The sequence below is a fragment of the Streptococcus infantis genome (genome assembly GCF_047465035.1).
Lineage (GTDB): Bacteria > Bacillota > Bacilli > Lactobacillales > Streptococcaceae > Streptococcus > Streptococcus infantis_T.
In genome coordinates this window covers 24,551-36,927 of the sequence record NZ_JASHAQ010000014.1, presented here as the reverse complement: position 1 = coordinate 36,927, position 12,377 = coordinate 24,551, and the positions used below count along the sequence as shown (strand labels likewise).

General features: G+C 43.0%; 10 protein-coding genes. 8 read left to right on the top strand and 2 right to left on the bottom strand.

Annotation, left to right across the window (positions count from 1 at the left end; translation table 11 throughout):
* The first annotated feature begins 28 nt into the window (after window positions 1-28).
* From QM406_RS07250 to QM406_RS07215, 8 genes are all read left to right on the top strand, one after another.
* The gene (locus QM406_RS07250) at window positions 29-1,045 is read left to right on the top strand and encodes an NAD(P)H-dependent glycerol-3-phosphate dehydrogenase (RefSeq protein WP_414273827.1); all 1,017 of its coding nucleotides are present in this window, start codon (window positions 29-31) and stop codon (window positions 1,043-1,045) included.
* 21 nt (window positions 1,046-1,066) lie between these two features.
* Entirely contained in the window at window positions 1,067-1,966 is a 900-nt protein-coding gene (gene galU / locus QM406_RS07245; protein ID WP_281335663.1) for a UTP--glucose-1-phosphate uridylyltransferase GalU, read from the top strand.
* Between the two features lie 147 nt (window positions 1,967-2,113).
* The gene (gene pbp1b, locus QM406_RS07240; protein WP_414273826.1) at window positions 2,114-4,612 is read left to right on the top strand and encodes a penicillin-binding protein PBP1B; all 2,499 of its coding nucleotides are present in this window, start codon (window positions 2,114-2,116) and stop codon (window positions 4,610-4,612) included.
* A 101-nt stretch (window positions 4,613-4,713) separates the two neighbouring features.
* Window positions 4,714-5,625, top strand: a complete 912-nt coding sequence (locus QM406_RS07235; RefSeq protein ID WP_414273825.1) for a DMT family transporter — start codon at window positions 4,714-4,716, stop codon at window positions 5,623-5,625.
* A gap of 84 nt (window positions 5,626-5,709) precedes the next feature.
* Window positions 5,710-6,408 carry a 2,3,4,5-tetrahydropyridine-2,6-dicarboxylate N-acetyltransferase gene (gene dapD / locus QM406_RS07230; protein ID WP_414273824.1) on the top strand — a complete coding sequence of 233 codons (699 nt, stop codon included), beginning with the start codon at window positions 5,710-5,712 and terminating at the stop codon, window positions 6,406-6,408.
* Window positions 6,409-6,470: 62 nt separating this feature from the next.
* On the top strand, window positions 6,471-7,601 hold the full coding sequence (locus QM406_RS07225) for an N-acetyldiaminopimelate deacetylase (protein ID WP_414273823.1): 1,131 nt from the start codon (window positions 6,471-6,473) through the stop codon (window positions 7,599-7,601).
* Between the two features lie 3 nt (window positions 7,602-7,604).
* Window positions 7,605-8,144, top strand: a complete 540-nt coding sequence (locus tag QM406_RS07220; protein WP_414273822.1) for a 5-formyltetrahydrofolate cyclo-ligase — start codon at window positions 7,605-7,607, stop codon at window positions 8,142-8,144.
* Window positions 8,128-8,802 carry a rhomboid family intramembrane serine protease gene (locus QM406_RS07215; RefSeq protein ID WP_414273821.1) on the top strand — a complete coding sequence of 225 codons (675 nt, stop codon included), beginning with the start codon at window positions 8,128-8,130 and terminating at the stop codon, window positions 8,800-8,802. Before QM406_RS07220 ends, QM406_RS07215 begins: the two co-directional genes overlap by 17 nt.
* 79 nt (window positions 8,803-8,881) lie before the next feature.
* Here QM406_RS07215 and QM406_RS07210 read toward each other — a convergent pair whose 3' ends face one another.
* Window positions 8,882-10,261: a glycoside hydrolase family 1 protein gene (locus tag QM406_RS07210; RefSeq protein WP_414273820.1), complete on the bottom strand. Its 1,380-nt coding sequence runs from the start codon at window positions 10,259-10,261 to the stop codon at window positions 8,882-8,884.
* 260 nt (window positions 10,262-10,521) lie between these two features.
* Entirely contained in the window at window positions 10,522-12,375 is a 1,854-nt protein-coding gene (locus tag QM406_RS07205) for a proline--tRNA ligase (RefSeq protein WP_414273819.1), read from the bottom strand.
* Between the last annotated feature and the right edge of the window lie 2 nt (window positions 12,376-12,377).

Below are 12,377 nucleotides of genomic sequence, written 5' to 3'. Positions count from 1 at the left end.
GAAAGTGCTTTCTCAGAAGGAGGAAAATATGGACAAACAAACCATCGCTGTTTTAGGGCCTGGTTCTTGGGGTACTGCCTTGTCACAAGTTTTAAATGACAACGGACACCAAGTACGTATCTGGGGAAATATTCCTGATCAAATTGATGAAATTAATACACAACATACTAACAAACGCTATTTTAAGGATACTGTATTAGACGAAAAAATTGTTGCCTATCATGATTTGGCAGAAGCCTTGAAGGGGGTTGATGCTGTCTTGTTTGTGGTGCCAACCAAGGTGACCAGATTGGTAGCTCAACAAGTGGCTGCTGTTTTGGATCATAAAGTGGTTGTCATGCATGCTTCAAAAGGCCTCGAGCCCAATAGCCACAAACGTCTTTCAACTATCCTAGAAGAAGAAATCCCTGAAGAATTGCGTAGTGAAATTGTGGTTGTATCTGGTCCTAGCCATGCGGAAGAAACGATTGTACGTGATATTACCTTGATTACGGCTGCTTCTAAAGATTTACAAACTGCTCAATATGTTCAAAAACTCTTTAGCAACCACTACTTCCGCCTTTATACCAATACGGATGTTATCGGAGTGGAAACAGCTGGTGCTCTTAAAAATATCATCGCTGTTGGTGCAGGTGCCCTCCATGGACTTGGATTTGGTGATAATGCAAAAGCTGCTATTATCACGCGCGGGCTGGCAGAAATTACCCGTCTGGGGGTTAAACTTGGAGCAAATCCATTAACTTACAGTGGACTTTCTGGGGTTGGAGATTTAATCGTTACCGGAACTTCTGTCCACTCACGTAACTGGCGTGCAGGAGATGCTCTTGGGCGTGGTGAAGCCTTGGCAGATATCGAAGCAAATATGGGAATGGTCATTGAAGGTATTTCAACAACCAAAGCTGCTTACGAATTGGCGCAAGAACTCGGAGTTTATATGCCTATTACTCAAGCCATCTACCAAGTTATTTATGAAAATGTTAATATTAAGGATGCCGTTTCTGAACTCATGAGCAATGAGTTCAAGGCAGAGAACGAGTGGTCTTAGTCACCGTTAGAAAGGAAGCTCATGAAACAAAAAGTTAGAAAAGCCGTTATCCCTGCTGCAGGACTTGGAACTCGTTTCCTACCTGCTACTAAAGCTTTGGCCAAAGAAATGTTGCCAATCGTCGATAAACCAACCATCCAGTTCATCGTTGAAGAAGCTCTTAAGTCTGGAATTGAGGACATTCTTGTCGTAACAGGAAAGTCAAAACGTTCTATCGAAGACCATTTCGACTCAAACTTTGAACTAGAATACAACCTCAAGGAAAAAGGAAAAACCGACCTTTTGAAACTAGTTGACGAAACAACTGGTATGCGTCTTCACTTCATCCGTCAAACACACCCACGTGGACTCGGAGATGCCGTCTTACAAGCCAAAGCTTTCGTCGGAAACGAACCCTTTGTGGTCATGCTTGGAGATGATCTCATGGATATCACTGATGACAAAGCTGTGCCATTGACTAAGCAGCTCATGAATGATTATGAGAAAACTCATGCTTCTACTATCGCTGTCATGCCTGTCCCACACGAAGAAGTTTCTTCATACGGTGTCATCGCTCCTCAAGGAGAAGGAAATGACGGTCTTTACAGCGTTGAAACCTTCGTTGAAAAACCAGCTCCTGAGGATGCACCAAGTGATTTAGCCATCATTGGTCGCTACCTTCTCACACCTGAGATTTTCGGTATTCTTGAAAATCAAACACCAGGAGCAGGAAATGAAATCCAGCTAACAGATGCTATCGATACTCTCAACAAAACCCAACGAGTATTTGCTCGCGAGTTTAAAGGCTCACGTTACGACGTCGGGGACAAGTTTGGATTTATGAAGACATCCATCGAGTACGCCCTCAAACATCCACAAGTCAAAGACCATTTGAAGGACTACTTGATTGATCTTGGAAAAGAACTTTCAGGAGACAAATAAACAATTTACCAAACAGTCAGATTTAGTTTAAATCTGGCTTTTTTGATGTCTAAATCCCAAGAACCAATCCCTATCTAACCCCCATTCTAAGCCTGATTTCTTGCAAGAGATGCTTTTATGGTATAATAATAAAGAGTGAGGAATTCTATGAACAAACATGTAACAAGAATCAAACAAAAAGGACTGGCCTTACTTCGGTCTCTAAAATTAACAACTTCCAAAAAAAATCCAGATAAAAATAAGAAAGTCAAAACAAAACTAACCATTTGGACTATTGGGGCCAAGATTTTACTTGGAATAAAAGCAACTTTTAACACACTTTTCATCCTAGCTTTTATTGGCGGTCTCCTCGGGACTGGGGTTGTTTTGGGGTATGCTGTTGCTCTCTTTGATCAAGTTAGTGTCCCTCAAACGGAGGATTTGGTTAAACAGGTCAACAATATTTCATCTATTTCTGAGATTCGCTATGCAGATGGTTCTATGATTGGGGCTATCGAGAGCGATCTTTTGCGAACATCTGTCGCATCCGATGCCATCTCAGAGAATCTCAAGCAAGCTATCGTTGCAACCGAGGACGAACACTTTGCAGAGCACAATGGTGTCGTTCCTAAAGCTGTCATTCGTGCCAGTCTAGGAAACTTTATCGGCCTTGGTTCTTCGAGTGGTGGTTCTACCCTAACACAACAGCTCATCAAACAACAAGTAGTTGGTGATGCTCCTACGCTTGCTCGTAAAGCTAGTGAAATCGTAGATGCTCTAGCCCTAGAACGTGCTATGAATAAGGATGAAATCCTGACTACCTATCTAAATGTTGCACCTTTTGGTCGCAATAACAAGGGGCAAAATATCGCAGGTGCTCAGCAGGCTGCAACTGGGATTTTCGGAGTGGATGCTAGCAAACTAACCATTCCTCAAGCAGCTTTCCTAGCAGGTTTACCACAAAGCCCTATTTCCTACTCACCTTATGAGTCTACTGGTGAGATGAAGAGCGAAGAAGATATTGAACTTGGAATCAAGCGCTCAAAAGATGTTCTCTACAATATGTACAGAACTGGAGTCCTTAGCCAAGAAGACTATGAAACCTACAAGGCTTATGACATTAAGCAAGATTTCTTGCCAGCAGAAAATGCTAGCGTTACCTCTAAAGGCTTCCTCTACTTCACTGCACTCGATGAGGCTACCAAGATTATGTATGATTATCTGGTGCAAAAGGACAATGTTTCTGACCAAGAACTACAGAACGAATCGATCCGAAAATCTTATCGAGAATTGGCCGAAAAAGAAATCCAAAACGGTGGTTACCGTATTACAACTACCATCGATAAAACGATTCATACTGCTATGCAAAATGCCGTAACAAACTACGGATACCTTCTAAATGACAGCTCGGGTCAACCTGAAGTTGGGAATGTCTTGATGGACAATCAAACTGGGGCGATTTTAGGGTTTGTAGGTGGACGAGATTATCAGACCAATCAAAACAATCACGCCTTCGATACCAAGCGTTCTCCCGCCTCTACTACCAAGCCACTCTTGGCCTATGGTATTGCTATCGACCAAGGGCTTATGGGAAGTGCTAGCATCCTCTCTAACTATCCAACAAACTTCGCTAACGGAACTCCGATCATGCATGTCAACAGTCCTGGAACAGCCATGATAGACCTTAAAGAAGCTCTGAACTATTCTTGGAACATCCCAGCCTACTGGACCTACCGAATGCTCCGTGAAAAAGGGGTTGATGTCCGTTCTTATATGGAAAAAATGGGCTATGAAATCCCAGAATATGGTATTGAAAGTCTTCCTATGGGAGGAGGAATTGAGGTTACTGTAGCCCAGCATACCAATGGCTACCAAACACTCGCTAACAATGGTACCTATCATAAGAAATACATGATCTCAAAAATTGAGAAAACGAGTGGTGAGGTTCTCTATGAACATCAGGCTAAACCTATCCAAGTTTACTCTAAAGCCACTGCAACCATTATGCAGAGTCTGCTAAGAGATGTGCTTTCATCTCGAGTTACTACAAGCTTCCAAACTGATCTGGCTTCTATCAATTCCAGTCTAGCAGGCGCTGACTGGATCGGAAAAACTGGTACAAGCAATGAAGAAGGAGATATGTGGCTCATGGTCTCTACTCCAAGATTAACTCTGGGAGGCTGGGTTGGACATGACGACAACAGTTCTCTAGCCCAGGGAGCTTACTACCGCAATGCAAAATATATGGCTCATCTGGTAAATGCCATTCAGCAAGCAGCCCCTTCTGCTTGGGGTTCAGAACGTTTCAAACTCGATTCAAGTGTCACTTCATCACAAGTCCTCAAATCAACTGGTCAAAAGCCAGGAAAGGTGACTATTAATGGAAAAGAAATTAATCTGAGCGGAGAAACGGTGACTAGCTACTGGGCAAACCAAGCTGGTGCTCCAACTACTAGCTACAAATTTGCTATTGGTGGAAGCGATTCTGACTACCAAAATGCTTGGAACACCATTTTAGGAAGTCTGCCTAAAGCATCTTCTTCCTCATCAAATAATAGCAGTAACAATAACAACAATAACAATAATCGTAATAATACTTCTAATAGTAACGGGAACAGTAATAGTAGCTCTAGTTCCAATAGCAGAAGTAGCAATCAACAGCGCTAACTAAACAGCACAATCATTGAGAGTGGGAAAGAAAATTTCTGAAAGAAATGATTTTTCTCCACTCTCTTTTTTCTTTCTTCGTTTCATGGTACAATAGCAACATGAATAAATATCAAAAGAATATTTTTAAGGGAACCATTTATTCTCTCCTATCTGGCTTGATCTGGGGGATCTGCGGAATTTTAGGAGAGTACTTTTTTTCACATTATCAAGTATCTTCAGGGTGGATTACTTCTATGCGTCTACTCGTCGCTGGTAGTTTCGTAATCGTCTTATCTAGTATAAAACTCCAGTCCCAGCTCTTCGAGATCTGGAAAAATCGAAACAATTACCTTCCTTTTCTCGCCTATGCTATCTTAGGGATCTTCTCCGTACAATTTTTCTTTTATCTCTGTGTGGAGTACTCCAACGCTACAACTGCAACCATCCTCCAATTTATCAGTCCTGTCTTTATACTTCTATATAATCGCATCATTTACAAGAAAAAAGCTTCTAAAAAAGCAATTCTCTATGTTTTGACTGCTATGATTGGAGTCTTTTTGATGGCTACCAAAGGAGATCTATCCAAATTATCTATCACACCACTTGCTTTACTGACAGGTCTTCTCAGTGCCCTAGGCGTCATGTTCAATGTCATCTTACCCCAACGTTTCGCTAAAAAATACGGTTTTGTGCCAACTGTTGGCTGGGGAATGATTATCGCTGGACTCTTTAGTAATTTTCTCTACCCCGTTTATAAGATTAGCTTCCAGGTTGATGCCATCAGTATCTGTATTTGTTTGACTATTGCCTTTTTGGGAACTGCCTTTGCCTTTTTCCTATCGATGAAGGCTGTCTCTCTCGTTTCCCCATTGGTGGTGTCGGTCGTTAGCGCAAGCGAACCTCTATCCTCTGCTATCCTCAGTGTCCTTTTCCTTGGTATGGTTCTGGATGGTTTCTTGGTACTAGCCATGATTTTGATTATCGTTCCTATGGTTTTCTTGTCCATTGAAGAATCTAAATCCAAGAATTAAACACCTTCTTTTAACACTTAAGGCTTCAAAATTGAAGCCTTTTTTGGTAGAATAGTAAGCATTACAAAGAGTGAGGAGACACCTATGACTGCTACAAAAATGAATGCACAAGAAATTATCCAATTTATCGCAAATGCTGAGAAAAAGACAAGTGTAAAAGTGACCTTTGAAGGACAACTTGCCGGAGCTATCCCTGCTTCTGTTATCAAGCTTGGGAATGTTCTTTTTGGAGACTGGAAAGATATCGCTCCACTTCTTGATGGACTAGCAGAAAACAAGGACTATGTTGTTGAACAAGACGCTCGCAACTCTGCTGTACCTCTCCTTGATAAACGTGATATCAATGCTCGTATCGAGCCAGGCGCTATCATCCGTGACCAAGTTGAGATTGGTGACAATGCTGTTATCATGATGGGAGCTGTTATCAATATCGGTGCTGAAATCGGTGCTGGCACTATGATTGATATGGGAGCTATCCTTGGCGGACGCGCTATTGTCGGTAAAAATAGCCACGTTGGTGCAGGTGCTGTTCTTGCAGGCGTTATCGAGCCAGCCAGCGCTGAGCCTGTTCGTGTCGGTGACAATGTTCTCATCGGTGCTAACGCTGTAGTTATCGAAGGTGTTCAAATCGGTAGCGGTTCTGTTGTTGCAGCAGGGGCCATCGTCACTCAAGATGTTCCAGAAAATGTTGTGGTGGCTGGTGTCCCAGCTCGTGTTATCAAGGAAATCGATAGCCAAACCCAACAAAAAACAGCGCTAGAAGATGCGCTTCGCACCTTGTAATTAGTAACAGAGGCGGAAACTTTTCCAGCCTCTTTCTCGTATCAAATAGAAGGAAATTAACTATGTTAGATTTGATTCAAACTCGACGCGATCTTCACCAAATTCCGGAGATTGGTTTAGAAGAATTCAAGACTCACGCTTATTTACTCAATGTCATTGAAACATTAACAGCCGGCAAGGATTTTGTTCAGATTCGTACTTGGCGAACCGGTATTTTAGTATACTTACAAGGAAGTCAGCCAGAAGGTACCATTGGTTGGCGGACAGACATCGATGGACTCCCAATCGTTGAACAAACAGGCCTTCCTTTTGCCTCTCAACACCAAGACCGTATGCATGCTTGTGGACACGATTTTCATATGACCATTGCCCTTGGAAGTCTTGAACGTGCTTTAGAAAACCAACCAAAAAACAATCTCCTCTTTCTCTTCCAACCTGCAGAAGAAAACGAAGCAGGTGGTATGCTCATGTATGAAGATGATGCTTTTGGCGACTGGTTGCCTGACCAATTCTATGGACTTCATGTTCGTCCAGACTTAAAAGTTGGACAAATTGCGACCAATACCCATACACTCTTTGCAGGAACTTGCGAAGTTAAGATTCCCTTTAAAGGTAAAGGCGGGCACGCTGCCTTTCCACATGAAGCAAATGACGCTCTGGTTGCAGCTAGCTATTTCGTTACCCAAGTTCAGTCGGTTGTCAGCCGTAATGTCGATCCTATCGAGGGTGCTGTCGTCACTTTCGGTGTTTTTCAAGCTGGTACAACTAATAATGTCATCGCTGATACAGCCTTCTTGCATGGAACGATTCGAGCTCTTACACACAGCATGAGCCTCTTGGTACAAAAACGTGTCAAAGCCATCGCTGAAGGTGTCGCTACTGCTTTTGATATGGATGTGGAGGTCGAACTCAAACAGGGAGGCTATTTACCAGTCGAAAACAACCCTGAATTAGCCAGAGAATTGATGACCTTCTTTGATGAAAAAGAAGGGATTGAACTGATTGATATTGACCCTGCCATGACAGGAGAAGACTTTGGTTATCTTCTCTCTAAGGTTCCTGGCGTCATGTTCTGGCTAGGTATTGACAGTCCCTACGCCCTTCATCATCCAAAGATGAGTCCTAAGGAAGAAGCTCTAGCTATCGGTGTCGAGGCTGTATCAAGCTTTTTAGCCAAGAAAGCTGCGGAGTAAACTATGAAAAAAAGCTTACGCAAGCAGGTCTTACAAGAACTCAAGTCTCTATCTAAGGAAGAAAAACAGAGCATGAACGATTGGCTCACAGAGCAGTTCTTTCAACATCCTTTCTATAAGGAAGCAAAAACTATCGCCACTTACCTGTCTTTTCCTCATGAATTTCAGACAGCTGAACTCATTGAACAAGCTCAAAAAGATGGGAAGACGATTCTCATTCCTAAAACTTATCCACAAGGGAAAATGGACCTGGTGCTCTATGAACCAGAGAAACTTGAAAAAAATTCTTTTGGTCTCCTTGAACCTCAGGGGGAAGCTATTGTCTTTGAGCCGTCTCTGATTGACTTGATTCATGTTCCTGGTTTGGCTTTCAATCCTTCTGGCTATCGGGTTGGCTACGGAGGAGGATATTACGACCGCTACTTGGAGCATTTTACTGGTCACACCATCAGCACACTTTATCCTTGTCAGATTCAGGACTTCCAGCCTGATCTACACGATATTCCTGTTGAGGAGGTACTCATCTATGAAAGAGATTTTTGATTGTCGTTATCCTGTCACGAGCTTCTTTCTTCTCGTGACAAGCCTAGTTTTTATACTCATGTTTCTAACCAGTGGTTTCAATTACACAAGCGCAGCCACCTTGTATAAATTCGGAGCTGTTTATCCCCCAGCAATCAAGGCCATGCCTGAACAAATCTGGCGCCTATTCTCAGCAACCTTTGTCCACATTGGCTTGGAGCACTTTTTAGTCAATATGCTATCCCTTTACTTCTTGGGACGTCAGATGGAGCAAATCTTTGGCTCCAAACAGTTTTTCTTTATCTACCTTCTATCAGGTATGATGGGAAATCTCTTTGTCCTCGTTTTTAGTCCCAATGCCATTACTGCTGGTGCTTCAACTGCCCTCTACGGCATGTTCGCTTCTATTGTCGTTCTCCGTTATGCCTCCCGCAACCCCTATCTTCAACAGCTCGGTCAATCCTACCTATCCCTCTTGGTCATCAACCTAGTAGGTAGCGTTTTAATGCCAGGAATCAGCCTTGCTGGACACGTAGGTGGAGCTGTCGGTGGTGCATTACTAGCTATCGTCTTCCCAGTTCGAGGCGAAAGAAAGATTTATAGTTTGGGGCAACGTGGTATAGCAACGCTAGCCTTTATTGCTCTGTCAGCTTTACTACTTTTTATCGGACTATTATAAGAACAAGAAAAACCATTGGAAGTACTCAAATTGAGAAGTTCATTTCCAATGTTTTTTTTGATTCTATATAAAAAGTTGCTTAAAATCCATTGTTATCGCTGAGTTCTTTGAACCAGTGGCCTGATTTTTTCAGGCGACGCTCTTGTGTTTCTAAGTCAAGCTCGACTAAACCATAACGGTTTTTATAGCTATTGAGCCATGACCAGCAATCGATAAAGGTCCAGATCAAGTAGCCTTTACAGTTGGCACCATCTTCAATAGCGCGATGTAGTTCACGCAGATGACCTTTGACAAAGTCGATACGGTAGTCATCCTGAATCATGCCATTTTCACGGAATTTGTCTTCACCTTCAACACCCATCCCATTTTCTGTCAGCATCCACTCAATGTTACCGTAGTTTTCCTTGATGTTTTGGGCAATGTCATAAATCCCTTGCTCGTAGATTTCCCAACCGCGGTGTGGATTGATCTTACGACCTGGCATGACGTAAGGTTCATAGAAATGCTCAGGCAAGAGTGGGCTGTCAGGATGCTTAGCAAAACGTGGCGCCATGACACGCAAAGGCTGATAGTAATTGACTCCTAGGAAGTCAACGGTGTTCTCACGAATGAGTTCCAATTCTTCGGCTGTGTATTCTGGTAACAAGTCATGCTCAGACAAAATTTCCACTAACTCTTCTGGATAAGCTCCTAAAACAGACGGATCTAGGAAAGATTGTGCCTGGAAGAGGTCAGCAATGCGAGCAGCTTTCACATCGGCAGGATGCTGGCTACGTGGATAGGCTGGTGTCAAGTTGAGGACAATCCCAATCTTAGAACTAGGCAAGACTTCATGACAAGCCTTAACTGCAAGAGTGCTCGCCAGTTGTGTATGATAGGCAACCTTAACCGCTGCTTTGGCATCCACCTTATGTGGATAATGGGCATCATAAAAATAGCCAAACTCTACAGGAACGATAGGCTCATTGAAGGTAATCCATTGGTCCACAAGGTCCCCATAGGTCTCAAAACAGAAACGAGCATAGTCTTCATAGGCCTTAATAGTTGCTTTATTTTCCCAACCATCGCCATCTTCTTGAAGGGCAAAAGGCAGGTCAAAGTGATAAAGATTGACTAAGAGACGAATGCCCTTGGCCTTGATGGCTTCAAAGACCTGACGGTAGAAAGCCACACCTTGAGGGTTGACTTCCCCACGGCCCTGTGGGAAAATACGAGACCACTGGATAGAAGTTCGAAAGGCTGTGTGGCCAGTTTCTAACAAGAGTTCGATATCCTTTTCCCAGTTTTCATAGAAGGTCGACGTGTTGTCTGGTCCAATACCATTGTAGTAACGATTTGGCTCTACTTGAAACCAATAATCCCAGAGATTATCTCCCTTGCCATCACCAGGCACTCGTCCTTCTGTCTGCGGCCCAGAAGTTGAGGAACCCCAGACAAAATCCTTTGGAAATTTTAGCATAGTACTACCTCTTTTTACGCTTTTAATGTTTATACTCTTCGAAAATCAAATTCAAACTGCGTCAACGTCGCCTTGCCGTATATGTGTTACTGACTTCGTCAGTTCTATCCACAACCTCAAAACGGTGTTTTGAGCAACCTTCGGCTAGTTTCCTAGTTTACTCTTTGATTTTCATTGAGTCTTACTTTCTCTCATTATACAGAAAAAACAAGGCAAAAACTAGTTACATTTTTGTCTTGTTTTTCTTCTGATTATAGATTTTATTTATTTGTTAGGATTTCAAGAGTTTCAAGCAAGTTATCTGCATGAACTTCAATAGTATCCCCTGTCGCCTTGATCTTCACTTCTACGATACCATCAGCTGCTTTCTTCCCAACAGTGATACGGATTGGAAGACCAATCAAGTCGCTATCACTGAATTTAACACCGACACGTTCGTTACGGTCATCTGTCAAGACTTCGTAGCCTTTGTTGACTAAGGCTTCTTCGATACGATTAGTCAATTCAAGACTTGCTTCGTCCTTGACATTAACTGGAATCAAATGCACATCAAACGGAGCCAATTCTTTAGGGAAATTGATTCCCCAAGCGTAACGGTATTCACCTTTAGGCGTTTTGTTAACAAAGAGACGAGCGTGTTGCTCCATAACTGCTGAAAGGAGACGGCTGACACCGATACCGTAGCAACCCATGATGATTGGCACAGCACGGCCATTTTCATCCAAGACATCTGCACCCATACTTGCTGAGTAACGAGTACCCAGTTTAAAGATGTGACCAATTTCGATACCACGCGCAAAGTTGAGAACACCTTGTCCGTCTGGAGAAATCTCACCCTCACGAACTTCACGGATATCCACATACTCGGCAGTGAAGTCACGACCTGGGTTGACACCCGTCAAGTGGTAGCCATCTTCGTTGGCACCAACAACCGCATTGCGGCTATCTTGTACCTTGCGGTCTGCGATAATCTTGACATTTTCTGGAAGATCTACTGGGCCAAGTGAACCAAAGTCCGCTCCCAACAATTCTTTCACTTCTGCCTCAGTTGCAGGTTCCAAGAAATCTGCTCCAAGGTAGTTTTTCAATTTGACTTCATTGAGCTGGTCATTGCCAACGAGTAAAGCCACAACTGGCTCCTCGTCTGCCATATAAACCAAGGTCTTGATTGTTTGCTCTTCAGAGACATTCAAGAAGGCAGCCACTTCATCAATTGATTTGACACCTGGTGTTTCCACGCGAGCCACTTGATCTTCAGTCACAACACGATTGCTTGGTTTGTACTCGTTGGTTGCCATTTCCAAGTTAGCTGCATAGCTTGATTCACTTGAGTAGGCAATGGTATCTTCACCAGAAACCATCCATTTAAGCAATTCTGCCTTGATTTCTTCTTGCACTTGATCAGGAATTTCGTCAAATGATGCAACTGACTTGTCTAAAACAACCCAACGGTCAAAGTCTGTACGAGCAGGTGTGATGGCCATAAACTCTTGGCTATCCTTACCACCCATGGCGCCACCGTCACCGATGATTGCTTTGAAGTCCAAACCACTACGAGTGAAGATACGCTCATAGGCTGCTTTGTACTCATCATAAGTTACATCCAAGCTATCGTAGTTAGCATGGAAGCTATAACCATCTTTCATGATAAATTCACGCGTACGAAGAAGTCCATTACGTGGACGTTTTTCATCACGGTATTTAGGTTGGATTTGGTACAAGTTTAAAGGTAATTGCTTGTAAGACTTAACAGAATCACGGACAATAGCTGTAAAGGTTTCTTCGTGAGTTGGACCCAGAATAAAGTCTGACTTCTCACGGTTTTTCAATTTGTACAAGTCTTCCCCGTAGGTTTCATAACGGCCAGATTCACGCCAAAGGTCAGCACTGAGAAGAGCTGGAGCCAACATCTCAACAGCACCCATCTTGTCAAACTCTTGACGCATAATCTTCTTAGCTTTTTCGATAACACGGTTAGCAAGCGGTAGATAAGAGTAAACTCCTGCTGATACTTGACGAACATAACCAGCACGCAACATAAGGGCGTGACTGATAACTTGAGCATCGCTTGGCATTTCGCGAAGCGTTGGGATTAGCATTTTACTTTGTTTCATAA